The organism is Amycolatopsis sp. MJM2582 (genome assembly GCF_000754115.1).
Taxonomy (GTDB): Bacteria; Actinomycetota; Actinomycetes; order Mycobacteriales; family Pseudonocardiaceae; genus Amycolatopsis; species Amycolatopsis japonica.
In genome coordinates, this window is the sequence record NZ_JPLW01000004.1 from 501,446 (window position 1) to 526,644 (window position 25,199).

Annotated in this window: 26 protein-coding genes; 14 read left to right on the plus strand and 12 right to left on the minus strand. The window is 69.6% G+C overall.

The window, feature by feature from the left end:
* Nucleotides 1-1,355 (plus strand): helix-turn-helix transcriptional regulator (locus tag ED92_RS43440; RefSeq protein WP_037343404.1); only part of this gene is annotated, 1,355 nt, incomplete at its 5' end.
* A 74-nt stretch (nt 1,356-1,429) separates the two neighbouring features.
* On the opposite strand, the gene ED92_RS27695 is transcribed toward ED92_RS43440, so the two are convergent.
* The 4 genes from ED92_RS27695 to ED92_RS27710 all read right to left on the minus strand — a co-directional run bounded on the left by ED92_RS27695 (nt 1,430) and on the right by ED92_RS27710 (nt 5,620).
* Nucleotides 1,430-3,043: a succinic semialdehyde dehydrogenase gene (locus tag ED92_RS27695; protein ID WP_037343406.1), complete on the minus strand. Its 1,614-nt coding sequence runs from the start codon at nt 3,041-3,043 to the stop codon at nt 1,430-1,432.
* A 118-nt stretch (nt 3,044-3,161) separates the two neighbouring features.
* On the minus strand, nt 3,162-3,974 hold the full coding sequence (locus ED92_RS27700; protein WP_037343407.1) for a hypothetical protein: 813 nt from the start codon (nt 3,972-3,974) through the stop codon (nt 3,162-3,164).
* Between the two features lie 104 nt (nt 3,975-4,078).
* Nucleotides 4,079-4,996 carry a hypothetical protein gene (locus ED92_RS27705; RefSeq protein ID WP_037343409.1) on the minus strand — a complete coding sequence of 306 codons (918 nt, stop codon included), beginning with the start codon at nt 4,994-4,996 and terminating at the stop codon, nt 4,079-4,081.
* Nucleotides 4,997-5,005: 9 nt separating this feature from the next.
* Nucleotides 5,006-5,620 (minus strand): TetR/AcrR family transcriptional regulator, encoded by a 615-nt coding sequence (locus tag ED92_RS27710; protein ID WP_037343410.1) that lies wholly within the window; start codon nt 5,618-5,620, stop codon nt 5,006-5,008.
* Nucleotides 5,621-5,724: 104 nt separating this feature from the next.
* On the opposite strand from ED92_RS27710, the gene ED92_RS27715 reads away from it, so the two are divergent.
* Together ED92_RS27715 and ED92_RS27720 are read left to right on the plus strand one after the other, a co-directional pair.
* A complete protein-coding gene (locus ED92_RS27715) occupies nt 5,725-6,876 on the plus strand; it encodes an acyl-CoA dehydrogenase family protein (RefSeq protein ID WP_037343499.1) in 1,152 nt (383 codons plus the stop codon).
* Nucleotides 6,877-6,905: 29 nt separating this feature from the next.
* Nucleotides 6,906-8,054, plus strand: a complete 1,149-nt coding sequence (locus tag ED92_RS27720) for a CaiB/BaiF CoA-transferase family protein (RefSeq protein WP_037343411.1) — start codon at nt 6,906-6,908, stop codon at nt 8,052-8,054.
* A 239-nt stretch (nt 8,055-8,293) separates the two neighbouring features.
* On the opposite strand, the gene ED92_RS27725 is transcribed toward ED92_RS27720, so the two are convergent.
* A complete protein-coding gene (locus ED92_RS27725; protein WP_037343412.1) occupies nt 8,294-8,818 on the minus strand; it encodes a GNAT family N-acetyltransferase in 525 nt (174 codons plus the stop codon).
* Between the two features lie 10 nt (nt 8,819-8,828).
* Nucleotides 8,829-9,614 carry a crotonase/enoyl-CoA hydratase family protein gene (locus ED92_RS27730; RefSeq protein WP_037343413.1) on the minus strand — a complete coding sequence of 262 codons (786 nt, stop codon included), beginning with the start codon at nt 9,612-9,614 and terminating at the stop codon, nt 8,829-8,831.
* A 133-nt stretch (nt 9,615-9,747) separates the two neighbouring features.
* Here ED92_RS27730 and ED92_RS42920 point away from each other — a divergent pair, with 133 nt between their 5' ends.
* The 5 genes from ED92_RS42920 to ED92_RS27750 all read left to right on the plus strand — a co-directional run bounded on the left by ED92_RS42920 (nt 9,748) and on the right by ED92_RS27750 (nt 12,597).
* Nucleotides 9,748-9,903 (plus strand): hypothetical protein, encoded by a 156-nt coding sequence (locus tag ED92_RS42920; RefSeq protein WP_162182762.1) that lies wholly within the window; start codon nt 9,748-9,750, stop codon nt 9,901-9,903.
* A gap of 353 nt (nt 9,904-10,256) precedes the next feature.
* Nucleotides 10,257-10,739 carry a hypothetical protein gene (locus ED92_RS27735; RefSeq protein ID WP_037343415.1) on the plus strand — a complete coding sequence of 161 codons (483 nt, stop codon included), beginning with the start codon at nt 10,257-10,259 and terminating at the stop codon, nt 10,737-10,739.
* A 131-nt stretch (nt 10,740-10,870) separates the two neighbouring features.
* Complete coding sequence (locus ED92_RS27740; protein WP_037343417.1) at nt 10,871-11,755, plus strand: lytic transglycosylase domain-containing protein; 885 nt, start codon at nt 10,871-10,873, stop codon at nt 11,753-11,755.
* Between the two features lie 93 nt (nt 11,756-11,848).
* Nucleotides 11,849-12,220 carry a hypothetical protein gene (locus ED92_RS27745; protein WP_037343419.1) on the plus strand — a complete coding sequence of 124 codons (372 nt, stop codon included), beginning with the start codon at nt 11,849-11,851 and terminating at the stop codon, nt 12,218-12,220.
* 23 nt (nt 12,221-12,243) lie between these two features.
* Entirely contained in the window at nt 12,244-12,597 is a 354-nt protein-coding gene (locus ED92_RS27750) for a DUF3817 domain-containing protein (RefSeq protein ID WP_005166062.1), read from the plus strand.
* Here ED92_RS27750 and ED92_RS27755 read toward each other — a convergent pair.
* A complete protein-coding gene (locus ED92_RS27755; protein ID WP_037343501.1) occupies nt 12,594-14,015 on the minus strand; it encodes an MFS transporter in 1,422 nt (473 codons plus the stop codon). The two genes, ED92_RS27750 and ED92_RS27755, sit on opposite strands and share 4 nt — an antisense overlap.
* A gap of 137 nt (nt 14,016-14,152) precedes the next feature.
* Here ED92_RS27755 and ED92_RS27760 point away from each other — a divergent pair, with 137 nt between their 5' ends.
* The gene (locus tag ED92_RS27760) at nt 14,153-14,722 is read left to right on the plus strand and encodes a TetR/AcrR family transcriptional regulator (protein WP_037343420.1); all 570 of its coding nucleotides are present in this window, start codon (nt 14,153-14,155) and stop codon (nt 14,720-14,722) included.
* 60 nt (nt 14,723-14,782) lie between these two features.
* Here ED92_RS27760 and ED92_RS27765 read toward each other — a convergent pair whose 3' ends face one another.
* Both ED92_RS27765 and ED92_RS27770 read right to left on the minus strand, forming a co-directional pair.
* Complete coding sequence (locus ED92_RS27765) at nt 14,783-16,357, minus strand: cation acetate symporter (protein WP_037343421.1); 1,575 nt, start codon at nt 16,355-16,357, stop codon at nt 14,783-14,785.
* Entirely contained in the window at nt 16,354-16,782 is a 429-nt protein-coding gene (locus ED92_RS27770; RefSeq protein ID WP_037343422.1) for a DUF485 domain-containing protein, read from the minus strand. The genes ED92_RS27765 and ED92_RS27770 overlap by 4 nt, the downstream gene beginning before the upstream one ends.
* Nucleotides 16,783-17,760: 978 nt before the next feature.
* Between ED92_RS27770 and ED92_RS27775 the strand changes: the two genes are divergently transcribed.
* Genes ED92_RS27775 through ED92_RS27790 form a run of 4 tightly spaced genes read left to right on the plus strand, consistent with a single transcriptional unit; the run spans nt 17,761 to nt 22,978 of the window.
* Nucleotides 17,761-21,183, plus strand: a complete 3,423-nt coding sequence (locus ED92_RS27775) for a nitrate- and nitrite sensing domain-containing protein (RefSeq protein ID WP_037343423.1) — start codon at nt 17,761-17,763, stop codon at nt 21,181-21,183.
* Nucleotides 21,180-21,632 (plus strand): roadblock/LC7 domain-containing protein, encoded by a 453-nt coding sequence (locus ED92_RS27780; RefSeq protein WP_005166055.1) that lies wholly within the window; start codon nt 21,180-21,182, stop codon nt 21,630-21,632. Before ED92_RS27775 ends, ED92_RS27780 begins: the two co-directional genes overlap by 4 nt.
* Nucleotides 21,633-21,639: 7 nt before the next feature.
* A complete protein-coding gene (locus ED92_RS43170) occupies nt 21,640-22,386 on the plus strand; it encodes a DUF742 domain-containing protein (RefSeq protein WP_200882752.1) in 747 nt (248 codons plus the stop codon).
* A gap of 28 nt (nt 22,387-22,414) precedes the next feature.
* Nucleotides 22,415-22,978: an ATP/GTP-binding protein gene (locus ED92_RS27790; RefSeq protein WP_007033694.1), complete on the plus strand. Its 564-nt coding sequence runs from the start codon at nt 22,415-22,417 to the stop codon at nt 22,976-22,978.
* Between the two features lie 37 nt (nt 22,979-23,015).
* Here the strand turns inward: ED92_RS27790 and ED92_RS27795 are convergent, their stop codons facing one another.
* From ED92_RS27795 to ED92_RS27805, 3 genes are all read right to left on the minus strand, one after another.
* Nucleotides 23,016-23,573, minus strand: a complete 558-nt coding sequence (locus ED92_RS27795) for a dihydrofolate reductase family protein (RefSeq protein WP_037343425.1) — start codon at nt 23,571-23,573, stop codon at nt 23,016-23,018.
* A 144-nt stretch (nt 23,574-23,717) separates the two neighbouring features.
* A complete protein-coding gene (locus ED92_RS27800) occupies nt 23,718-24,371 on the minus strand; it encodes a DUF899 domain-containing protein (RefSeq protein WP_037343426.1) in 654 nt (217 codons plus the stop codon).
* Nucleotides 24,364-24,702, minus strand: a complete 339-nt coding sequence (locus tag ED92_RS27805) for a helix-turn-helix transcriptional regulator (RefSeq protein ID WP_037343427.1) — start codon at nt 24,700-24,702, stop codon at nt 24,364-24,366. Before ED92_RS27805 ends, ED92_RS27800 begins: the two co-directional genes overlap by 8 nt.
* 135 nt (nt 24,703-24,837) lie before the next feature.
* Here ED92_RS27805 and ED92_RS27810 point away from each other — a divergent pair.
* Nucleotides 24,838-25,199 (plus strand): cobalamin-dependent protein (locus ED92_RS27810; protein WP_037343428.1); only part of this gene is annotated, 362 nt, incomplete at its 3' end.

A 25,199-nucleotide genomic window follows, 5' to 3' on the forward strand; every position in this document is an offset into this window, starting at 1 on the left:
CCCTGCGGTGCGCGCTGGCCGCGGTCGCCGACGCCAGGGCCGTCGGCGCGGGCGGGGCGGAGGCGGCGGCGCTGGTCTCGCTCGGGACGCTGGCCGATTCGGCGGGCGACGTCGAGCTCGCGCGGGAGCGGCTGCGCGAGGCCGAGCGGAAGGCCAGGGATTCCGGCGCGCTCAACGGCGAGCTGCGGGCGCTGCACTTCCTCGGGCTGAGCTACGACGACCGCGCCGAGATCCGGTCCGCGCTGAAGTACTACGCCAAGGGCATCCAGCGGGCCAAGGAGACCGGGCTGACCTGGAGCTCGTTCGGCATCGAGCTGCGGACCAAACACCTCACGCTGCGGTACGTCAGCGGGGATTGGCCGGAAGACGACGACGCCGGCCGCGCGGGCCGCGGGGTGTCGAGTGTCGTCGCCGGACGGTTCCTGGGGATCTGGGCTCAGTTCGTCGTCGGCCGGGGCCGGTTCGCGGACGCGGACAAGATCCTGCCGAGCCTCCGTCAGCATTGGAGCGCGGATTACTCGATCGCGCTCGCGTCGGCCGACGCCGCCATCCAGCTCGCGTCGTGGCGGAAGGACTACGCGGGCGCGGTGCGGCAGGCGCGGGAACTGATCGACTGGCTCGAAGAGGTCGAGCCCGCGGTGCTCGGCGGGATCCGGATCAGCGTGCACGGTCTCGCGGCTGCGGTCGCCCAGGCCGCCGAAGCGCGAGTGCGCGGCGATCTGGCGACGGCCGAGGCCGCGGTGGAAGCCGGCGAGAAGCTGCTCGCCCACGGCCGCCACTGCGCCGAACACGGCATCCCGCGTTCGGTGTCGCTGGGCCCGGAGGCGCTGGCGTGGCTCGCCCGGCTGGAGGCGCTCGGCGCCTGCCTGCGCGGCGCGGGGGATCCGGCGTTGTGGGCGAAGGCGGTCGAGGCGTTCGGGTACGGCGCGGTGTACGAGCAGGCGATGTGCCGTCTGCAGCACGCGAAATCCCTGCTGGCCTCGGACGGCGACACCGCGCTCGCCGCGTCGGAGCTGCTGGCCGCGCACGCGGTGGCCGACCGGCTGGGCGCCTGCCCGTTGCGTGAAGCCGTCCGGGAGCTCAGCCACCGGGCACGCGTCGAGCTTCCCGGCGAGGCCGTGGCGCCGCGTCGTGACGTCGTCGACCCGCTGACCGACCGGGAACGGGACGTGCTGGAGCGCGTCGCGCTCGGCCGCACCAACCGGCAGGTCGGCGAAGAGCTGTACATCAGCGAGAAGACGGTGAGCGTCCACCTCTCGCGCGTGATGGCGAAACTCGGCGCGAGCCGCCGGGCCGAGGCCGTCGCGATCGCCTACGACCGAGGCCTCCTGGCGGCCCCCACGTCTTCCTCCTAGCCGCATTTCGTCCTCTGAACGCGATCCTTGCGTGTGGCAAGTACCGCATTCAGAGGACGAAATGCGGGAGGGGGTCAGCGCCGGGGGAGGCGGCGGAGGGCCTTCAGGCTCGTGCTGAGGGCTCGCACCCACAGCTTCGGCGGGATTCCCTTGCCGGGGCGCAGCGGCATCCCGCGCTGCACCGCGATCGCCTGGGCCTCGGTGTACTTGAGCAGCCCTTCGGCGCCGTTGCGCCGTCCGACACCGGACTCCTTCATCCCGCCCATTGGCAGCCCCACGGTCCCGAAGGTCGCCGCGAACCCTTCGTTGACGTTGACGGTCCCGGCCTTCAGCCGCGCCGCGACCTCCCAGCCCGCCCGGCCGTTGCGCGACCAGACGCTCGCGTTCAGCCCGAACTTCGTGTCGTTGGCGCGTTCGATCGCGTCGGTGACGTCGGTGTAGCCGTAGATCGACACGACCGGCCCGAAGGTCTCCTCGGCGAACAGCTTGACGTCCTCGGTGACGTCGGTGAGCACGGTCGGCTCGTAGAACAGCGGGCCCAGGTCGGGCCGGGCCTTGCCGCCGGTGAGCACCTTCGCGCCCTTGGACCGGGCGTCCTCGACGTGCGCCGACACCGTCTCCAGCTGGGCCTCGGAGGTCAGGGATCCCATCTGCGCCTGGTAATCCAGGGCGCCACCCAGCCGCAGCGCGGCGGTCTTGGCGACGAAGGCGCGGGTGAACTCCTCGCGGATCGACTCGTGGACGTAGATGCGCTCGACCGAGACGCACAGCTGCCCCGCGGAGGAGAAGCACGCGGTCACCGCGCCCGTGGCGGTCTTGGCGATGTCCGCGTCGGGCAGCACGATCATCGGGTTCTTGCCGCCGAGCTCCAGCGAGTAGCTCGTCAGCCGCTCCGCCACCTTCGCGGCGAGCCCCTTGCCCGTCGGCGTGGACCCGGTGAAGCACAGGTAGTCCGACTCCTCGACCAGGGCGTCGCCGATCTGCGAACCCCGGCCGAGCACGATCTGCCAGACCCCGGCGGGCAGCCCGGCCTCCTCGGCGACCTCCTGCAGCCACAGCGCCGAAAGCGCGGTCTGGTTGTCCGGCTTCTGCACGACGGCGTTGCCGGCCGCGAGCGCGGGCAGGACGTCCATCGCGGTCAGCGCGAGCGGGTAGTTCCACGGCGAGATGATCCCGACGACACCCTTGGGGTGCCGGATCTCGCCGACCTTCGTCAGCACCGGGATCAGCCCGGCGGCGCGGCGCGGCGAAAGGAACTTCGCGCTGTGCTTGCCGTAGTAGGCGGCCACGAGGGCGGTGGCGCTGACCTCGTCGAAGGCGTCCATCCGGGCTTTGCCCGCCTCGATCTGCACGAGGTCGAGCGCCTCTTCCTGACGCTTCAGGACCAAGTCGTGCAGGCGGATCAGGATGCGCTGGCGGTCCTCGACCGGCCGCTCGGCCCAGGCGCGCTGTACTTCTCGCGCCTGGTCGAACACGGCGCGGACGTCGGCGTCGGTGGCCTGGGGCAGCGTCGCGATCGGCTGCCCGGTGAAGGGTGCGCGCATCTGGACCGGTGCGGAGTCCGCGCCGCCCACGACCCGGCGCACGAGCCGTTCCGCCCTGGCCGCGGCCGGGGCGCCGGGGACGTCGCCGATGGTGGCCGGTCCTTCGGTGTGGTGGCCCGCGCTCGCCGGTGTCGTGCTCGTCATGCCGTCTCCGTTCCATACCGCGCGGAGCCGGGGGAGGCGCCACGCAGAGCCCAGGTGTTACCGACGAGTACAGCATACTGCCGGTATGGAGACTGTCCACCGCTGATATGAATAAGTTTCACATATTATCGGGTCGTGGCGGATTGTCCGGGGATGGGCGGAGGATGTCCTGCTGCTGAAGTGCGGAGCCCGCGGGTGGGGTCGGGGGAGACGGCGGCTCATAGGGCCGGGGCTGCTGTTGCTGCGGATATTGCTGCTGGGGGACGCCGGGCGCGTAAGGCGGGTACGCCGCCGGATGAGGGACTTGCCGGGGCGGCGCCGGTTCACGCCGGTTGGCCACGACCGCCAGTGCGATGGTGAGCAACGCCACGAGCCCGCCCGCGAGCAGGATCCAGAAACCGCTGCCGGTCCCATACCGCGAGACGAAGCGGCCGGTGTCCTGCCCGAAGCTCAGGCTCGCCGAGATGTCCATGCCGAGCATCCAGACGCCGATCGCGGTCCCCGCCCCGCCGGCGATCAGCAGTGTCCTCGATGTCGTCGCGGCGATGGACGTCGAACTCCGCCGGTACGCGGCGAAACCCACCGCGGCCCCCGCGAACAGGGTCAGCGCGGCGGCCGACAGCGGGATGCCGTACCGGGCGACATGCGTCTTGTCGTAGAACTCCTTCTCCTCGGTCGAAGGTTCGATGTCGAAGGTCCGCGTCCAGCCGGTTTCGGCGAGCTTCGTCACCGGCTTGCCTTCGGAAAGCTGTTCGTACGTCGACTGCGGGAGAAAAGTCGCGAGTAGGACCAGCAGGCCGGCGAAAACCCCCATCATCGCGGCGAAAAGGCGGGGGAGCCGGGCGTCGGACGGCGGGCGCGGCGTGGCGGCGGGCGAGATTGCGCCGAACGGGCCAGTCGGTTGGTACGGCTGCTGCTGCGGCGCGCTCATGGTCGGCTCCTCCGCCGGTTTTTGGTGGCCAGCAAGGAATTCCACCACGAATCGGCCGAGGAGATAAGTGTCACCAGTGCTCTGGTCAACCGCTTTCGCGCCTGCTACGAGGGGAGTTTCGGCCAAGCCGTGGCCGCCAGCGCCCTGGCGACGCCGCACGCGTCCGGCGCCCGCACCGCGAGAACGGCGTGCTCGACCTGATCCCGGCTCGCGTCCGGGCCGCCGATGTGGCCGGTCAGAATCGTGCAGCCGTCGCCCGCCTCCTGCACCAAAGACCTGTGCCCGCCCACCGTTTCCTCGCGGACACCCGCCGCGGCCATCGGGCGCGGGCCGAGGCCGAACTCCAGTCGCACGAGCCGTTCCGCGTCCTCCTCGCCCCAGCGGCAGGAGTGCCGGGACAGGTCGCCTTTCCCGGTGACGGCGGCGCCCAGCCGGGCGGAGACCTCGGCATCGGACCACAAGGCGGTGCAGGCGGTCAGCCGTGCCAGGGAATCGCCGCGGTACTCGAAATGTTTCGCCCGTTTGCCCGCGGCGAGGGCCCTGGCGGCGGTTTCGGCGGTTTTCGTCGCCACGGCGAGCGCGTCGGGTCCGGCGCCTTCACGGGATTCGAAGAACGTGCCGATGCGCAAGGAGGTGTCGTCGGCGAAGAGCAAGTGGAGGACGGGCTGCCCTTGGAGATCCGTGCGGACCACGCGCAGGCCGCGGGGAAGCGAGGGCTCGCCGACCGGGGTGGCGCCGGTGAGACGTTCGTTCGCCCGGTCGTCCGGGAAACCGAAACTGACCAGGGTCCTCCCGGACTGGAACGAGCAGGCGCCCATGCTGGGCATCGGGACCGACGCCGGCCGCTGGGTCTTCTCGATGTCGGCGAAGTCCAGCAGTCCGCAGAAGTCCACGGTCGTGGGATCGCCGAGCGCTTCGTGAAGTGTCAAAGGGCCTGAAGGCAAAGGTTCCGGTGCGGCCGCGCACCCGGTGAACATCAGGACGGCGGCGGACAGCACGGCGAACACCCTCGGTCTCCCCATGGGCGAAGCCTACGGTGAAGTGTCCTCGTACAACATGACCGCGACGCGCTTCCACTCGTCGAGCAATTGCCGGCGCCGCTGGGGATCGCCGCCGAGTTCGGCGTCCAGTGCCAGCCCTCGGGTGAGGTTCACGGTCAGCCAGAAGAGGATCTCCGCGCGCTCCTTGGGAAGATCACCGGCGACCGCGGTGACGTGCTCCAAAGTCGAGCGGCCCAACGCCCGGTCGACCGGCCGGATCGCCTCGCGGAGTTCGGGATCGGTGCGCGCCGCGACCCACAGTTCCGTGGCGGCCGTCGACAGCGTGCCCGAGTAGCCCTCCCACAGCAGGTCGATCGCCGCCGCGACGCCCGACGCGCCGCCGGGGAGCGCCGAAATCGACGTCGCGAGGCGTCCACGCAACTTCTCCGTCAGATGCTCGACGGCCGCGGCCATGAGTTCGGCCTTCGCGGAGAAGTGGTGCTGGACGGCGCCCTTCGAGACACCCGCGCGGGCACAGATCTCCTGTACCGAGGTGCGCGCGTAGCCGAGGTCGACGAGGCAGTCGATGGTCGCGTCGAGCAGCGCGGTGCGCGTCTGCTCCCGACGCTCGGCCTGGGTGCGGTGGGTCCTGCCGAGCACACTCACCGGATCCGACCCCCTTTACGTGCAGCTCGGTACGGATGTACATTCCGAATGGAACTTACATCCTAAGCGTCATGTTTTCCAGGTCCGATCAGGAGGCGTTGGCCGTGCCCTTGCAGATCCAGAAGAGTTCGTGGAGCACGACGGAGCTCGAAGACCTCCGGGACCTCGCCCGGACCTTCTGCCAGAAGGAACTCGCGCCGAACCAGGAGCGCTGGGCGGCCGAGAAGAAGGTCGACCGCGAGCTGTGGACGAAGGCGGGCGAGGTCGGCCTGCTGGCACTGTCCATCCCGGAGGAGTACGGCGGTGGCGGCGGCACGTTCGCCCACGAGGCCGTGCTCTACGAGGAGCAGGCGCGGTCCGGTGACAGCGCCTGGGGCGTCACCGTCCACAATGGAATCGTCGCGCACTACATCCTGGAGTACGCGAACGAAGAGCAGAAGAAGGCGTGGCTGCCGAAATTCGCCTCCGGCGAGATGGTCGGCGCGGTCGCGATGACCGAACCCGGCACGGGTTCGGACCTGCAGGGCATCAAGACCCGCGCGGTGCGCGACGGCGACCACTACGTGATCAACGGCGCGAAGACGTTCATCACCAACGGTTTCCACGCCGATCTCGTCGTCGTCGCGGTGAAGACCGACCCGGACGCGGGCGCGCAGGGTGTCTCGCTGATCGCCGTCGAGACCGACACGCCGGGATTCAGCCGCGGCCGCGTCCTCGACAAGATCGGCCTCAAGGGCCAGGACACCGCGGAGCTGAACTTCGACGACGTCCGCGTCCCCGCCGCCAACCTCCTCGGCGCGCAGGAAGGTCTCGGCTTCATCCAGCTCATGCAGCAGCTGCCGCAGGAACGGCTGATCATCGCCGTCACCGCGGTCGCCGGGATGGAGGCCGCGATCGACCAGACCATCGCCTACACCAAGGACCGCCAGGCCTTCGGCCGCCCGGTCTACAACTTCCAGAACACCAAGTTCAAACTCGCCGAGGCCGCGACCGAGGCCGCGGTGTCCCGCGCCTTCCTCGACCAGTGCATCGAACGGCATCTGCGCAAGGAACTCGACGTGCAGGGCGCGGCGATGGCGAAGCTGTGGACCACCGAACGGGTCAACAAGGTCGTCGACGACTGCCTGCAGCTCTTCGGCGGCTACGGCTACATGACCGAGTACCCGATCGCGCGGGCGTGGGCCGACATCCGGATCTCCCGGATCTTCGGCGGCACCAGCGAGATCATGAAGGAAATCATCTCCCGCACGCTCTGAGCGGAACCGTTGGCGTAGGAAGGAAAGACGTGGCGAAGAAGGCCGGCCCGCTGAGCGGGCTCAAGGTCGTCGAACTGGCCGGGCTCGCCCCGGCGCCGTTCGCCTGCACGATCCTCGCCGATCTCGGCGCGGAGGTCGTCCGGATCGACCGGGCGACACCGGGCAACGACGTCATCGGGTTCCCGAACGATCCGCTCGCCCGCGGCAGGCGGTCGATCGGGATCAACACCAAGACCCCCGAGGGTGTCGAGCTGGTGCTGAAACTCGCCGACGACGCCGACGTGCTCATCGAGGGTTTCCGCCCCGGCGTCGCCGAGCGGATGGGCATCGGACCGGAACAGGTCCACGCCCGCAATCCACGGCTGGTCTACGGCCGGATGACCGGCTACGGCCAGGACGGCCCGCTGGCGACCGTCGCCGGGCACGACATCAATTACATCGGCATCTCCGGCGCGCTCGAACCCATCGGGCACGCCGGGCAGCGGCCGGTGGTGCCGCTCAACCTCGTCGGTGACTTCGGCGGTGGTGGCCTGCTGCTCGCGATGGGCGTGCTGGCGGCGCTGTTCGAACGCCAGACGTCGGGCAAGGGACAGGTGGTGGACGCGTCCATGGTGGACGGTGCGGCGCTGCTGACCACCAGCCTGCACGGCCTGCTGGATTCCGGGCTGTGGTCCGGCGGGCGCGGCGAGAACATGCTCGACGGCGGCGCGCCGTTCTACGACACCTACGAGACCGCCGACGGCAAGTACGTCGCCATCGGCGCGATCGAGATGCGGTTCTGGGGCGATCTGGTGAAGGTGCTCGGGCTCGACCCCGAGGAGACGCCGGTCCACGTCGACAAGAACGAGTGGCCGAAACTGCGCAAGATCGTCGCCGAGGCCGTCGCGAAGCACACTCGAGACGAGCTCGTGGCGAAGGCCGAGGGCACCGACGCGTGCCTGACGGCGGTGCTCTCCCCGAAGGAGGCGCCGTCGCATCCGCACAACGTCGCGCGGAAGACTTTCGTCGACGTCGGCGGCATGCTGCAGCCGGCGCCCGCGCCGAGGTTCGACCGCACCCCGGCCGAGACGCCGGAACCGCCGCGGCCCAAGGGCGGCGACACCGCCGAGGTCCTCGCCGAACTCGGCGTGGACGCCGACGGGATCGAACGGCTCAGGGCCGCGGGCACCATCGCGTGAGCTGAAGGCTCCCTTCACCGCGACTGATGCGGTGAAGGGAGCCTTCGGCCCAGCGGACGACACGCGTGACTGACCGGACGACACACGTGACCAGGCGGACGACACGCGAACGGCCGAGGTCTCGCCGTGTGCCGTCCACCTGAGCACGTGTGTCGTCCGTCCAATCACGCGTGTCGTCCGGTCAATCACGCGAAATCGCCAGCCGGGCACCCGCGCGTCTCATGCGGTGAAGGACGCTTTCAGCCCACGTCGAGATCCGAGCGCAGCACCGAATAGAGGACGTGGTCGCGCCAGGCCCCGTCCCGGAACCCGTAGCCGCGCAGCACGCCCTCCCTGGTGAAGCCCGCCTTCGCCAGGGAGCGCTGCTCGGCGACGTTGTCGACCTCCGTGGACGCCTCGACCCGGTTCATCTGCGTGTGCGCGAAGAGGTAGCGGACCAGCAGCCGCTGGGCCTCGGTGCCGTAGCCGTGGCCGCGTGCCTCGGGGATGAGCACGAGCCCGGCGTTCCAGCAGTACGACGTCGAGCCGGTCCTGGTCTTGTGCCACGACACGAAACCGAGCCGCTGCCCGTCGAGGTCGATCATCAGCATCCCGTTGTCCGCCGCGAGCATCCCGGTCTCCGACCAGCGGCGGCGCAGGAAATGCGGGTCGTGCCAGCCGTGCCACTCGAACGGGCCCGCGGCCCGTGGGTCGTTCGTGAGCGCTTCGAGCATCGGCAGGTCGTCTTCGGACACCGGTCTGAGCGCGACTCCGGTTTCTGTCATCCGACAGACCCTAGGACGGATCGCGCTCGAAACTGCCGTGACGCCCCGCGCCGTCACTGAACCGGCTGGCGCCCGCGACAGCCTCTTCGGCGAGCCCTCCGCCGATCAGCGCGTTCGAGAACTCGGCCCGCATCGCCTCGTCTTCGGTGAGTCCGTACTGGCCGTACGCGGATTTGCGATCCGCGCGCAGACACGCCTGGGGGAACGCGGCCAGTTCGCGTGCGAGCGCTTGCGCGGCGGCCAAGGCCTCGCCGTCCGGCACGACCCGGTTCGCAAGTCCGATGGCGAGCGCCTCGTCGGCGTCGACCGGCCTGCCGGTGAGGATCAGGTCCATCGCCCGCGAATGGCCGATCAGGCGGGGGAGGCGCACCGTGCCGCCGTCGATGAGCGGCACGCCCCAGCGGCGGCAGAAGACGCCGAAGACGGCCGTGGTGTCGGCGACCCGCAGGTCGCACCACAGCGCCAGCTCCAGACCGCCCGCGACGGCGTGCCCGCGGACCGCGGCGATCACCGGTTTCGACAGGGTCATGCGCGTCGGGCCCATCGGCCCGTCACCCGCCGGGCTGAGGGAGTTGGTGCGGTCGGTGCCGACGGCCTTCAGATCGGCTCCGGCGCAGAAGGCGTCACCCGAACCGGTGAGGACGGCGACCGCGGCTTCCTCGTCCGTGTCGAACGCGCGGAACGCGTCCGCGAGCGCGGCCGCGGTCGGCCCGTCCACCGCGTTGCGGGACGCGGGGCGGTTCAGCGTGATCGTCGTCACCGGCCCTTCCCGGTGGACGAGAACGTTTTCGCTCATCGATCGCTCCCTCAGGCGGATACGGGTGGGCAACAGGGCCCGATTCTCCTTAAAGTGGTGACAAAGTCCGCAGTGCGCGCGGAGTCATCGTCTGGACACTACGGTGTGATGGGATGGAGCCATGTCGCCCGGCTTGAAGAAATTCGTTGTGATCGCCGTCGTCGCGCTCGTGCTCTTCTTTCTGATCAGCAGGCCGACGCAATCCGCCGATGCCGTCCACACCGCGCTCGGCTGGCTCCGGTCCGGTGCCGAAGCCATCGTGACCTTCGTCCGGAGCCTCTTCTCCTGACCCTCGTCCCCGTGATCACCGGTGTCCTCGGCGACGCCGGTGATCACCGTGCGCAGCCACCTGCGGTTATCACTCAGGGTCACCCGTCCCGGATTTCGGTCGGACGACTCGACCATCCGGGTGGATTGCCCCCGAAAACCCGCTGGTCGACGAATTCGTGCCCTGGAAGCTCTGGCGGAAAAGACCTCCGCGCCCCTACGGTGCTCACATTGCGTGATCGGTTGGTCCTCCAGGCGCCGGAGCCGGCCTCCTGGGCGAGGAGTTTCCGCAGGTGCAAGCCCCAGGGCAGCGGGAACTTCCAGCCGGGCAAGTAAGTCAGGACTTGTCAGTCGGGGAATCATGAGGAGGCAGGGATGACCGGAGATCCCGGAGTCGATGCGTTGATCCGGCAGTGGGCGGCCGAGCGTGAGCAGACCCCCGAGGAGCAGGAGGCCGACCGCATCGCGTCGGCGTGGCTGGCCGACGTGCCCAGGCAGGCTCCCGGAATCCCCGGCCAGCGTCAGCAGTCCGGCCAGGCGCGCTGGGCGCCGGTCGAGGCCGCCGACCCCGGCTACCTCGACGCCATGAGCCGCCGTCTCCCGGAGGTCCCGCAGGACCTGCTCGTCGCGGCCGCCGGCTGGTGGCAGATGGTGGGCGGCGTCGCCGAGGCCGAAGCCTGGTGGGACGCCGGGATCAGCCCGCTCGACCAGCGTGCGCTCGACTACCGCGCGGCCGGGCTCGCCCCGTCCGACCTGAGCCGCCGTCTCGGCCCGATGACCGTTTTGCAGCACCTTCGCCGCGGCAGCGCCCCGGCCTGGTGCGTCGCGCGGTTGGCGAGGCAGCAGAAGTCCGCCTGATGAGAACTTCTCGCACGCGCGGGTGAACCGGCGTGGCAAGGGCGATCTCGGCTACCGCGTAACGCTAACCTGCGCGGGCTCGTTGTTCGAGCATCGGTCGTGATCGCCGCCCACGCTGGAGGACTCGCTTCGTGCGCACCACCCCGGAAAACGACGAGCTCGTCGACGACCCGGCCACGCCCGCTCCGCCACGCCGCGGGGTGGGCGCCGCCGTGTTCGGTAGGCTGGTGATCGTGCTGGCCGTGCTCGGCCTCGCCGGGGGCGGGATCTGGCTGGTGACCAAGGCGTCCGCCCCGGTCGCGAGCCCCACGACGATGGAGATCCCCGCGTTGCAGGTCAAGGCGGCGGACGTCAAACCCGGTTCGGTCGCCCCGGTCAACGCCACCCTCGCGGGTGGTGCCGCCCAGCAGACCTCACCGCAGCAGGCGCAGCCGAAACCGGGCAAGGACCCGCTGACCGCCTGGACCGAGCGGGCGGCCCAGGCCACCGGTATCCCGGCCAGGGCGCTGCTCGCCTACGGCAACGCCGAACTGGCGATGCGCCAGATGCAGCCCAATTGCAAGATCTCGTGGGCGACCTTGGCGGGTATCGGCCGGATCGAGTCGAACCACGGCCAGTACGGCGGCGCCGTCCTCGGCCAGGACGGACGGCCGTCGAAGCCCATCATCGGCGTCCCGCTCGACGGGTCGCCTGGGGTGAAGGCGATCGGCGACACCGACGGCGGCCAGTTCGACGGCGACGCGGCCGTCGACCGCGCGGTCGGCCCCATGCAGTTCATCCCCAGCACCTGGCGCCGGTACGCCGCCGACGGCAACCGCGACGGCGTCGGCGACCCGCAGCAGATCGACGACGCGACGCTGGCGGCGGCGCGCTACCTGTGCGTGAACAACCGCGACATGTCGGCCGCCTCGGGCTGGTGGCAGGGGATCCTGTCGTACAACAACTCGACCGAGTACGCGCAGAAGGTCTTCGGGCTGGCGGACGGCTACGCGAAGTCCGTGGCCGCCGCCTCGTAACCCGCCGCGGGACGCCTAAGAGCAGCCGGGACCAAGGTCCCGAACGCCCAGGTCGGCGACGATTCGCCGCGCAGCCAGTGCTAGCGTCGATGTGTGTCCGCTTCGCCCGTCCTCCTGCGCCGCCTCGGCATCGCCGTCGTCTGCCTGGTGAGCCTGGCGCTGTGCTGCGGGCTCGCCTGGTGGCAGTGGGAGCGGTTCTCCTCGGCCAGCGGGACGTTCCAGAACCTCGGCTACGTCCTGCAGTGGCCGCTGTTCGGGCTGTTCCCCGCGTTCATGTTCTGGCGGATCCGCAAGCTCCGCCGCCGTGCCGCCGAGGCCGACGCCCAGGAGACGGTGGCTGAGACCGCTGTGCCCGAGGTGCCCGCGCCCCGGCAGCGGCGTGCCCCGGTGCCGCCGCCCCCCGAGGACGACGAGCTCGCCGCGTACAACAGGTACCTGCGCGAACTCAACGCCCGCGACAAGTAGTCCCCAGAGAGGTTCGAGACCCTATGACCACCCGAACTGACGACGCCGCCCCGGCCCGCCCGGTCTCGCTGGGCGGACCGCTGATCCGGTTCCGCGTCGCGGCGTACGCCACCGGTGTGGCCCTCCTCGGGCTGGTCGTCGAGATGCTGCTGCAATACGTCTTCCGCGTGGAACTTCCCCAGTTCGTGAAGATGATCCCCATGGTCCACGGCGGGCTCTACCTGATCTACCTGCTGCTCGCGGTCGACCTCGCGATCAAGGCCCGCTGGTCGATGAAGGGCACCCTGCTCGTGCTGATCGCCGGCTGCATCCCGTTCTTCTCGTTCGTGATGGAGCGCAAGGTCACGCACAAGGTCCAGGCGGGCGCGAAGCTCTAAGCCCGGCGCCGGAAGGTCAGCGCCACCAGGAAGGACAGCGCCGTCACCACGGCGGCGACGGTGAAGGCCGAGGTCATCCCGTCGACGGTGGTCTCGGCCGGGCTTCCGGACGGGGTGCGGGTCACCGCGCCGAACACGGTGATCAGGATCGCCAGTCCCAAGGTCGCCCCGACCTGCTGCAACGTCTGCAGCGCGCCGCCGGCGGCACCTGCGTCGTCGGTGGGCACGGTCGCCATGATGATCACGCTGAGCGGGGAGAACGCCAGCCCCGCGCCGACGCCCATCAGCAGCATCGGCCCCAGCAGATGCGAGAAGTAGCCGCTGTCCGTGGCGAGCGTGGTCAGCCAGACGACCCCGCCGGTCATCAGCGCGGTCCCGGCGAGCGCGAGCGGTTTCGGCCCGAACCGCGGGAGCAGCTTCGGGATCAGCCTGCTCATCAGGAACATGCAGACCGCCATCGGCAGGAACGCGAAGCCGGTCTCCAACGCGGCGAAACCCGCGATGTCCTGCAGGAACTGGGTCAGGAAGAAGAACATCGACATCATCGCCATCGGCCCGAGGAAGAAGTTGACGTAGGCCGCGGCACGGTCGCGCTCGGCGAACAGGCGCAACGGGATCAACGGCTCGCTCACCCTGGTTTCGATGGTGACGAAGGCGGCCAGCAAGGCCAGCCCGGCGGCGAGGCTGCCGAGGGTGATCGTGTCGCCCCAGCCGTGCGAAGCGGCGTGGGTGAAGGCGAAGACGAGTGAGCCGACCCCGAGGGTGCCGGTGAACGCGCCGGGAAGGTCCAGCCGGGCGCGCCGCCGGGGCGGATCGGCCACGTACCGCGAGGTGAGCAGGACGATCGCGAGCCCGAACGGGACGTTGATGTACAGCGCCGCCCGCCACGAGATCCATTCGGTCAGCAGCCCGCCGAGCAGCAGGCCGATCGCGAAACCGCTGCTGGACATCGCCGAGAACAACGCCAGCGCGCGTACCCGCGCCTTGGCTTCGGTGAACGTGCTGGTGATCAGCGCCAGCGTGCTCGGCCCGGCGAGCGCGGCGCCGACACCCTGCGCGACCCGGGCGGCGATCAGCAGTTCCGCCGAGCCGGCGAGGCCGCCGAGCAGGGAGGCGGCGGTGAACACGGCCGCGCCGGCGACGAAGGTCCGGCGACGGCCGAACAGGTCGCCCGCCCGGCCGCCGAGCAGCAGCAGGCCGCCGAAGACCAGGCTGTACGCCGTCATCACCCAGGACAGGCCGGTGTCGGTGAAGCCCAGTTCGGACTGGATGCGGGGGAGCGCGACGTTCATCACCGTCGCGTCGAGGATGAGCATGAGCTGGCAGGTCAGGATGATCGGGAGGACCAGCCGGTGTGGAGTCGGTGGGGACCCGGCCGTCTCCGGCCTAGGCTCGGCACGCAGGGTTCGTTCGGTCAAGGAATACTCCAAAGACGTAACGAGATGAAGCGGAGAGACTCTCCACTTGAGGTCGTGAGCGATGATATGGAGACGCTCTCCGCTTACGCAAGTGAATTCGGAGAACGTCTCCGTTTTCGTCGCCCGAGGAGGTGCAGATGGTCACGGCCGATCCGGCCCGCCCCATGCGTGCGGACGCGCGGCGCAACTACGAGCGCATCGTGGCCGTGGCGAAGGAGGCGTTCACCGCCGACGGCGTGGACGTGCCCGCCGACGACATCGCCAAACGCGCCGGGGTCGGCGCGGGCACGTTGTACCGGCACTTCCCGACGCGCGACAAGCTGATCGAGGCCGTCTACCGCGACGAGATCGACGGGCTGGCGCAGCAGGCGTACGACCTGCTCGACGAGTTGCCGCCGGGGAAGGCGCTCGAGACGTGGCTGGCCACGCACGTCATCTACGTGGTCGAAAAGCACGGCCTCGCGATGACGCTCAAGGCGTCGGTCGACGCCGGCTCCGAGGTCTTCGGCTGGTGTCAGGCACGGTTGCGGGCCGCGGCCGACACGATCGTGAAGGCGGCGCAGGACGAGGGAGTGCTCCGGGCGGACGTCGCCGGTGTCGACATCCTGCGGCTCGGGCACGGACTGGGCTCGGCGGCGAGCAAGGCTTCGGAGGAGGACACGAAGCGGCTTCTCACGATCGTGCTGGACGGCCTCCGGGTGTCATGAAAGGGCCGTTCAGGACGAAAGATGTCCTGAACGGCCCTTTCATGACACTTGAGCCGCGCGTCAGGAGCCGATCCCGGTGAGGGACCGCACCTCCATCTCCGCGTGCTTGACCGGATCGGCCTTCGACCGGCCGACGAAGGTGCCCACGAACCCGCACAGGAACGAGAACGGGATTGACACCAGACCCGGGTTCTTCAACGGGAACCAGTGGAAGTCGACACTGGAGATGATCGAGTCCGCGGCCCCCGACATCACCGGCGAGAAGAACACGAGCACCAGGCTGGCGATCAGCCCGCCGTAGATACCCCACAGGGTTCCGGTGGTGTTGAAGCGTTTCCAGAACAGCGAGTACAGCAGCGTCGAGAGGTTCGCCGACGCCGCGACGGCGAACGCCAGTGCCACCAGGAACGCGATGTTCTGCCCGTTCGCCAGGATGCCGCCGATGATCGCGAGCGCCCCGACGGCGACCGCGGTCAGCCGCGCGACGCGGACCTCCGCGGCCGGTTCCGCCTTGCCGCGCTTGAAGATGTTGGCGTACACGTCGTGCGCGAAGGACGCCGAAGCGGTGATCGTCAGGCCGGCGACGACGGCGAGGATGGTCGCGAAGGCCACCGCCGAGACGATGCCGAGCAGGAGGGTGCCGCCGATGTTCAGCGCGAGCAGCGGCGCCGCCGAGTTCTCCCCGCCGGGTGCGCTCTTGATCGCCTCCGGCCCGACCAGCGCGGCCGCGCCGAAGCCGATGACCAGTGTGCAGAGGTAGAAGATCGTCATGCACGCGGTCGCCCACACCACCGAGCGCCGCGCCTCGCGCGAGTTCGGCACCGTGTAGAAGCGCATCAGCACGTGCGGGAGCGCGGCGGCGCCCAGGACCAGCGCCAGCGCCAGCGAGACGAAGTCGAGCTTCGTGACCTCGCTCTTGCCGTAGGAACCGCCCGGCTCCAGCAGTTCGTCGCCGAGCGGGCTGTTGTCGGCGGCGGCCGCGAGCAGGTTCGAGAAGCTGAACCCGAACTTGCCGAACAGGAACACGGTGATCAGCGCGCCGGTCAGCAGCAGGATGGTCGCCTTGATGATCTGCACCCACGTGGTGCCCTTCATCCCGCCGACCAGCACGTACAGCACCATGATCACACCGACGACGCCGATCACGAGCGCCTGGCCGATACCGCCGTGGATGTCCAGCAGCAGCGCCACCAGGCCACCGGCGCCCGCCATCTGCGCGAGCATGTAGAAGAAGGAGATCACCAGGGTCGACGTCGCGGCCGCGGCGCGGACCGGGCGCTGCTTCATCCGGAAGCTCAGCACGTCGCCCATGGTGAAGCGGCCGGTGTTGCGCAGCAGTTCCGCGATCAGCAGCAGGTCGACCATCCACGCGACGAGGAACCCGATCGAGTACAGGAAGCCGTCGTAGCCGTGGATCGCGATCGCGCCGGCGATCCCGAGGAACGACGCCGCCGAAAGGAAGTCACCCGACAGGGCGATGCCGTTCTGGCGTCCGGTGAAGGCACTGCCCGCCGCGTAGTAGTCCGAAGTGGAGGAGTTGCGCGTGCTGACGCGGTACACCACGTACAGGGTGATCGCGACGAACAGCGCGAAGACCGCGATGTTCAGCACCGGGTTGTTGTCGGGGATGCTCATCGCTCACCCGCTCCGACGGAGGCCCGCAGCGCCTCGACCTTGGGGTCGAGCCGTTTGTTCGCGAACTTCAGGTAGGCGATCGTGATCAGGATCGTGCTGGCGAACTGGCCGAGCCCGAGCAGGATGCCGACGTTCACCTCGCCCCACACCTTGCGGCTCATGAAGTCGTGGGCGTAGGCCGCCAGCAGCACGAACGTCATGTACCAGGTGAAGAACAGCACGCTCATCGGGAACACGAACCGCCGGAAGGTCTTGCGCAGCGCGACGAACTCCTTGCCGTGCTGGATCCGGTCGAAGTCCGGGCCCGCCGGGCGCGGCGGCGGGGGAGCGGACTGGCGCTGGCGCTCGCGGACGAACAGCGCGGGCATCTGCCCGGTGTCCTCCAGGGCGTTGCTCGCCGCGTAGGGACGCGCGACGTCGGGCATGGGTTCCTCCGGGGCTTGCATCCGTGGCGCGGTACGGGGAGCGCACATACTAACTACGGCTTCACCCGCTCTGAATAGGCGACCCCGGTTCCGCGAAGGCGTGAGCCGGTATTCGGTTTTACCTCGTATTAGTGTTTCGGAAAATCGTTTCGGCCGGAATGAACCGGCTTTATCACTCGTCATAGTGAGCGGAGTTGTCACGCGCGGTCGTCGCCCGAACGGCCCACTGCGGCAAACGACGGACGACGACCACGCTCTGTCCCTCAATTTGGTGACAGATCGTAGTTTCGCTACCCGGGGCCGCCGGGTTTCGATACCGTGCCCGCCATCCCGGACCGGGGAAGATCCCCCGCTTCACCGGGTGTCTCGAAAGAAATCACCATGTCGGGCGACATCGAACCGGCTTGGGCGGCAAGGCCACAACATCGGGCACATATTTGGGCTTGACCCACCCGTTGGGGGCACGGAAAGTAGTTCGACCGGGCGACGTGGCTACCGTACGTAGGCTGATCGGGTGATTAGGACACCCTGTGCATCCGCGCAAACCGTAACCGGAATTCCCTCGTTTGTGACGCGCAGGCGGTTTTCGGGCCGCGCGGATCGTTCCGAAGCACACTTTTCGCTGGTCAGCACCCGTGTACTGAACGGAATTGACGGCACCCGGATTGGTGTACGATTCTTTGGCCCGGCCGACCCGCAGTGATCGATTGGCAAAGAAAAGTTGATCTCGACGACCATGCACTTCGCAGGTTGCGACCTGCACGTGCAGGTGCAAGACCTCCCGGCGCGGACCGGTGTTCCTGGGGACACTGGGAGCGCGGGGAACGACGGACGAGGTCCTTCACGCCGCGATCGATCACGTGGTCAGGCCGGGGTCGAGTTCCCCGCAGGCAGGTACCTCGCGGGAACGGACGCCTCAGACCGTGCCAGGACGCCGGACAGGGAGTCACCTACGTGACCGTTGCAGGAGAAGGCCAAGTGCCGGTCGGGGAGCTGCTGGGACGCACTCCCCGGCCATCTCGGTGGGCCACCGGCTGGCGCACGCTCGTGCGCTGGCGGGACTGGAGCCTGCCGGTGAAGCTGTCGGCCGTGACGCTGGTGCCGATCCTCATCGCGCTGGCACTGGGCATCGCCACCATCGCCGGCCAGGTCGGCCGTTCCGACGGCTACCAGCGGCTCGACCGCCTCGTCGCGCTGAGCGGGCACATCCGCACCCTCACCGACGGCCTCGGCCGCGAACGCACCCAGTCCGCCGCCGGGCTGACCGCCGGCACCGTCGGCGGGACCCTGGAGCTCGGCTCGGCCCGCGCCGACGTCGACACCGCCATCCCGCTCTACGGTGCCGCCGCGTCCCGCGCGGTGGAGAACGAGCCGTCGCTCCGTCAGGCGCGCGAAGCCGCGGCCGCCCAGCTCGACCGGCTGCCCGACATCCGGCAGCGGGCGTCCTCCGGACAGCTCGACCCCGTCCAGGCGATCGGCGAGTACACCGAGGTGACCACCGCGCTGCTCGCCCTCGACACCGCGCTGGCGGCCGGCGCCAGCCAGGACGACCTCGGCGGCACCCCGACGGCGCTGCACGACCTCGCCGTGATGAAGGAACAACTGTCGCTGAGCCAGGCGCTGGTCTCCTTCGGCATCGCGCGGTCGGGCCTCGCGCCGAGCGAGCTCGACCAGCTGCGCACCGCCGAACTCCGGCTGACCGACCGGCTCACCGACTTCCGTGCCGCCGCGTCGGAACGGCAACGCCAGGAATTCGGCGCCGCCGTCACCGACCAGGCGATGGAAAACCGGGACAGGCTGGCGAAAACGGCGCTCGGCGAGCAGGGAACCCCGTCGGCGCAAGCGTTCCGCACGTTGTCCGCGCAGGGCTGGACCGACGCGTCGACCGCGGTGATCGGCAAGGTCGGCGAGGTCGCGAACAAATTCGGCGCCGAGACGAGCGCGGTGTCGGCCGAACTGGTCGACGACGCCAGCAGCGGCGCGGGCCTGCTCGCGGTCCTGCTGTTCGGCGCGATGGTGCTCGCCGTCGCCGTCGTCTTCCTCATCACCCGCCAGCTGCTGCGTTCGCTGAAGGTGTTGCGCGCCAGCGCCCTCGACGTCGCGGAGAAGCAGCTGCCCGACGCGGTCCGCAACATCCAGGAGGGCCGTTCGCAGGGCACCGACGTGCGGCCGGTCCCGGTCGGCAGCGACGACGAGATCGGCGAGGTCGCCAGGGCCTTCGACAAGGTGCACCACCAGGCGCTGCGCCTGGCCACCGAGCAGGCCTCGATGCGCACCGGCTACAGCAACGTGTTCGTCAACCTCTCCCGCCGGAGCCAGAGCCTCGTGCAGCGGCAGCTGCAGCTGATCGAGCGGCTGGAGCGCGACGAAGAGGACGCCGACCAGCTGGCCACGCTGTTCCAGCTGGACCACCTCGCCACCCGGATGCGCCGCAACAACGAGAACCTGATGGTCCTCTCCGGCGCCGAGCCGGGCAGGCGGTCCGGTCAGCCCGTCTCCGCGACCGACGTCGTACGCGCGGCGGTGTCCGAGATCGAGCAGTACCAACGGGTCACCGTGCAGAACCCGCCGCCGGTGCGGCTGGTCGGGTACGCGGCCAACGACCTGATGCGCCTGATCGCCGAACTGCTGGACAACGCCACGGCGTTCTCCGCGCCGGAGACCCAGGTGACCGTCGCGACCAGGCTCGTCGAAGACGGCTCGTTCGGCATCGACATCCTCGACAAGGGCATCGGCATGAACGAGGCCGAGGTCGCCGAGGCCAACGCCCGGCTCACCGAAGCCCCCAACGTCGACCTCACCACTTCGCGCCGGATGGGCCTGTTCGTCGTCGGACGGCTGGCCAGCAGGCACCGCATCGGGGTCTCGCTGCACGGCGGCAAGGACATCGTCGGCGTGCGCGCCACCGTCTCGGTCCCGGCCGACCTGGTGATGGTCCCGCCCGGGGGAGACCCCGGCCCCGCGACCGGCCCGATCACCCAGCGGCTCGCGCCGTTGCCGCCGCAGCAGCCGGGCGGCCTGCCCCGCCGCCAGCGGCCCGCGAACGGTTCGCGCCCGGCGATGCCGAGCGTCCCGTCGCAGGGCGGCGAACGGTGGCCGTCGGCGGGCGATCTGGCCGGGCACACCAAATCCGGGGTGAACGGGCACAGCCACCCCCAGGAGGCGCGGCCGCCGTCCGATCTGGAGATCTCGGGGACGGCGCTGTTCAGCCCGATCCCCAGGGACGAGTCGACCCCGCCCGCGCCGGAGCCCCGCCGTCCCGAACCGGAACCCGCCGCCGAGCCCGAGCCCGAACCGGTCGCCAAGGAGGCGGACAAGCCCGCCACGGCCGACGGCGATCTGCCCAGCGGCAAGGAACTGTTCGAGGCCAAGAACAACACGACGCTGAGCGAGTGGTGGAACCAGGCGGCCACCCCGGCGCCCGCCGCACCGGCGGCGCCGACCGCGGCGCCCAAATCGGAGACGACGCCGATCTTCGACGAGATGCTTTCGGCGTGGTTCCGTTCGCCCGCGCCCGCTCCGGAAAAGGCCGCGGCGGAACCCGCGGCCAAGAAGGAGAAGCCGGGGGCGAAGGAGCCCGAAGCGGAGAAGGCGGCCGAGGCCGCTCCGACCGCCGAGCAGGAAGCCCGCAGCTGGGACTTCGCCAGCGACAAGGCCTTCCGCACGGTGCAGGAGGTCTCCCAGAACGCCCCGTCGACGTTCACCCAGGCCGGGTTGCCGCGTCGCCGCAAGGGCGAGCAGCTTCTGCCGGGCAGCGCGGCGTCGTCGGTCCCGGCCGCCGAACCCGCCGCCAAAGCGGAGCTGCCGGTCCGCGACCCGGCGAACGTGCGCGGCAGGCTGAGCAGCTTCCAGCAGGGTGTCAAACGAGGCCGCAAGGAAGCGGCGGACAAGGCCACGCCGGCCGCCGCCGAGACGGCGACCGCCCAGCCGGACACGAAGCCCGAGCCCGCGAAGGCCCCCGAGCCGTCGAAGGCAGCTGAAACGTCGAAGGCCCCCGAGGCGGCGAAGGCGCCGGAGACGGCCGAGCGCCCGGCGGCCCCGCCCGCCGCGTTGCCGAGCAGGAAACCGCAGGCAGCGACCCCGGAACCGGAGCCGGTCGCCGCCACCGAGCGGACGGACGCCTGGAACTTCGGCTCCGACGCGGGCTGGAAAGCCGCCCAAGCGGTGTCCCAGTCCGTGCCCTCCCGGATGACTTCGGCAGGATTACCCAGGCGCCGTCGCGGGGAGCAGTTGCTCCCGGGCAGCGCGGGACCGCCCGCCGGGGCGGTCACCCCCCGACCACAGCGAGACGCGCACGACGTGCGCGGTCGCCTGAGCAGTTTCCAGCAGGGCATCCAGCGCGGACGGCACCACACAGCCCAGGCGACCGAAGCCAACCACGAAACCCTGGAGGGTGAATGACCTCGCCGAACCCGGCCCAGCCCCAGCAGAACCAGTTCGGGTGGCTGGTGAACGACTTCGCCGAGCGGGTACCCGGAGTGGCGCACGCCGTGGTCGTGTCGGCGGACGGCCTCCTGCTCACCGCGTCCAGCAGGCTCCCGCTGGACCGCGCCGATCAGCTGGCCGCCGTCGCGTCCGGCCTGGTGAGCCTGACCCAGGGCGCCGCGCGCTGCTTCGAGGCGGGCGCGGTCAACGAGACCGTCGTCGAGATGGAACTCGGCATCATGGTGCTGATGTCCATCAGTGACGGCTCCTGCCTGGCCATCCTCGCCGCCCCCAACTGCGACATCGGACAGGTCGCCTACGAGATGACGATGCTCGTCGATCGCGTCGGCCAGATCCTCACGCCGGAACTGCGCGCACAATTGCAGGGCGCCGGTGGGTCGCTGATCGGCGAACCGGTGGGATGATGTCCCGATGAGCACCGGATCCGGATCCTTCGGCGAACCGCCGGGGACGGGTGAACACCAGCCTCCGCACGCGGGGGCTGCCCATGCTGCCGGTTCACGGGACGACGGCACGTTCGCCGACGTCCTCAACGGCTTCACCTTGGATTCGGGTCGTGGTCGTCGGAAGCGCAAGAAGAGCAAGCAGTCAGAGGATCCCCAGGTGGGCGGGGCACACGCCACCGGGGAACCGTCAGTCCCGCAGCCGACCGATCAAGGAGACCGCGTGACCTCACTTGCCTCTCCACCCGACAGCGGCGCAGGTGCCGTCGGGCCGAGACCAGGTGGTCTTTTCGACCCGGGCCCACCCAGCGGCGAGTTCATCATGCCCGCCGTCTTCGAGCAGGCGCCGTCGCCGCTCGAAGAGACGGCGATCGTCCGTCCCTATGCCCTCACCGGGGGCCGGACCAAGGCGAACTACGCTCTCGAGCTGGAGACCCTCATCTCCACCAAGGACCATGTCGCGGCGGGTAGCCTCCCCGCGGTGGCCGCGGACCAGATCGAGTGCGTCTCGATCATCGAGGAATGCCGCACCCCGCGTTCGGTCGCCGAGATCGCGGCGACCCTGCGCGTACCACTGGGTGTGGCACGCGTGCTGATCAGCGACGCGGCGGACGCGGGGCTGGTCAGCGTGCACAAGACGATTTCGGGCAATGACGGCGCCGAGGCACATCTGGTGTTGATGGAAAGGGTTTTGAGTGGACTCCGTCGGCTTTAAGGCACCGCGGGAAACCGCGCCCCCGACCATGACATCCGCGAAGATCGTCGTGGCGGGTGGCTTCGGTGCGGGCAAGACGACCTTCGTCGGTTCGGTGTCGGAGATCGTCCCGCTCACCACCGAGGCGATGATGACGGACGCCAGTCGGGGGATCGACAACCTCGACCAGACGCCCAACAAATCGACCACCACGGTCGCGATGGACTTCGGCCGGGTCTCCCTGGACGCGGACCTGATCCTCTACCTGTTCGGCACGCCCGGGCAGCAGCGGTTCTGGTTCATGTGGGACGACCTCGTCCGCGGCGCGATCGGCGCCGTGGTGCTGGCCGACACGCGACGGCTGGCCGACTCGTTCGCGCCGATCGACTTCTTCGAGGACCGGGGCCTGCCCTATATCGTCGGGGTGAACACCTTCGACGGCATCCTCGAGCACGACATCAACGACGTGCGTGAAGCGCTGTCGATCGACCCCAACATCCCGATCGTCCGGTGTGACGCGCGGGAGCGGGAGTCGACGAAGCAGACGCTGATCACGCTGGTCGAGTACGCGATGCGGCAGTGGATCGCGTTGCGGGCGAGCAACGCGAGGTGATCCTGACGGCGGCAGCGTAGGGGCTGCCGCCCAGGTTTCACGCCTTTTCGTAGGTCAGCAGGACCGCGCGCCCGTCCATCGTCCGGGTGCCGGTCAGCCGCAGGTTCGTGCGTGCGCCGCCGCCGAACACCTGCTTGCCGCCGCCGAGCACCACCGGGTGCACGACGACGTGGGCCTCGTCGATCAGGCCGCGGTCCGAGAGCGCGGTGGCGAGCTCGGCCCCGCCCATCAGCAGGAGATCCTTACCGGGCCTGCTTTTGAGCTCGGTGACCCGTTCGGTGAGGTCGCCGCCGATCACCTCGGTGTTCCAGTCGGCCTTGTCCAGCGTCCGGGAGAACACGATCTTCGGCGTCTCACGCCAGATCGGGGCGTACTCTAGGTCGTGCGGGTGGTCCGAGATCGTCTCGGCCTCCGGCCAGTACGACGACATCATTTCCCAGACGCGCCGCCCGTAGACGAGGGTGTCGGCGCGGCCGGTGAGTTCCTTGGAGTGGCCGGACAGGTCGGAGCCCATCTCGGCCCAGTCGAACTCGCCCTTCGGGCCTTCGATGTGGCCGTCGAGCGAGGTGTGGACCGCGTAGACGAGCTTGCGCATGGCTTGATCCCTTCGGTGTGGCGTCCCGTCTTCCGGGCGCCGGACACCGAGGGGTCGGAGCGGCCGCGGCGTTCTCGACACACCTTCCCGCATTTAGTCCTCTGAATGCGCTCAGGCGCATTCAGAGGACTAAACGCGGGCGGCTCAGTACTCGTCGTGGCGCTTCCACCAGTGCCCGGGGCCGTCGGTCCCGCGACCGGCCTCCTCCCAGGCCTCCTGCCGCCCGAGCGGCGTCAGGTCCAGGTAGCGCAGCGTCCCGATGAGCTGGTCCCCGCCACGGTTCGTGGTGAAGTAGGTGCGGAACACGTCGTCGCCGTCGCGCAGGAAGACGCTGACGCCGAAGCCCCCGTCGACACCGGAGTCCGGGTTGAAGGAACCGAGGGTCGAGACCCAGGGCATGGTCCAGCCCATGCGCTCCTTGTACCGCTCGATCTCGGGCAGCGACGCCGGCGCGACCACGTACAGCGTGGTGTCGCGGGCGTGCAGGTGGGCGAGGTGGCCGATGTTGTCCACGAGCATCGAGCAGCCGGGGCAGCCCGCCTTCTGCCCGGGCGCGAGCATGAAGTGGTAGACGATCAGCTGACGTCGGCCCTCGAAGAGGTCCAGCAGGGTCATCTTGCCCTGGGGGCCTTCGAATTCGTATCCGCTGTCGAAGCGGACCATCGGCAGGCGCCGCCGTTCGGCGGCGACCGCGTCGGCGGCCCGGGTGAGTTCTTTTTCCTTCGCCAGCAACGCGTCTCGGGCGATCTGCCATTCGCCGGCCGAGACGATCGGCGGCAGGGTGGCGGTCTCAGGCATCGTGTTCGCCTTTCTGGAGTTCGGCCAGGTGTTCTTCCATGCGGTCGAAACCGCCTTCCCAGAAGCGCCGGTACCGCTCGACCCACGCGGAGACGTCGCCGAGCGGGGCGGCCTCCAGCCGGCAGGGCCGCCATTGCGCCGTCCGGCTCCGGCTGATCAAGCCCGCGCGCTCGAGGACCTTGAGGTGTTTCGAGATGGCCTGGAGGCTGACCGAAAAGGGTTCGGCCAGCTCGTTGACGCTGGCCTCGCCGGTGGCGAGCCGGGCGAGGATCGCCCGCCGGGTGGGGTCCGCCAAGGCGGCGAACGTGGCGCTGAGCTGATCAGTGGTCATCGCTGCTCAATCAATCGGTTGTTTAACCCTTGGGTTGAATATACTGGTGCACGTTGATCTGTCAAGGACGAGTGAGAGCGTCGTCACGCGAGTGGATGGGTTTAAAACAGTAGGAAGTCCTAGTATTTTGAAGGGATGAGCAGCGATCTGCACCGGCCCGTGAACCCCGTTCGCTTCGTGACGGCGTCGAGCCTCTTCGACGGGCACGACGCGTCCATCAACATCATGCGGCGGATCCTGCAGTCGCAGGGCGCGGAGGTCGTGCACCTCGGGCACAACCGGTCGGTCGACGAGGTCGCCACCGCGGCCATCGCCGAGGACGTCCAGGGGGTGGCCATCAGCGCCTACCAGGGCGGGCACGTCGAGTACTTCAGCTACCTGGTCGAGCTGCTCAACGAGCGCGGCGCGGGGCATATCAAGGTGTTCGGCGGCGGTGGCGGCGTCATCGTCCGCGAGGAGATCGACCTGCTGCACTCGCGGGGTGTCGCGCGGATCTT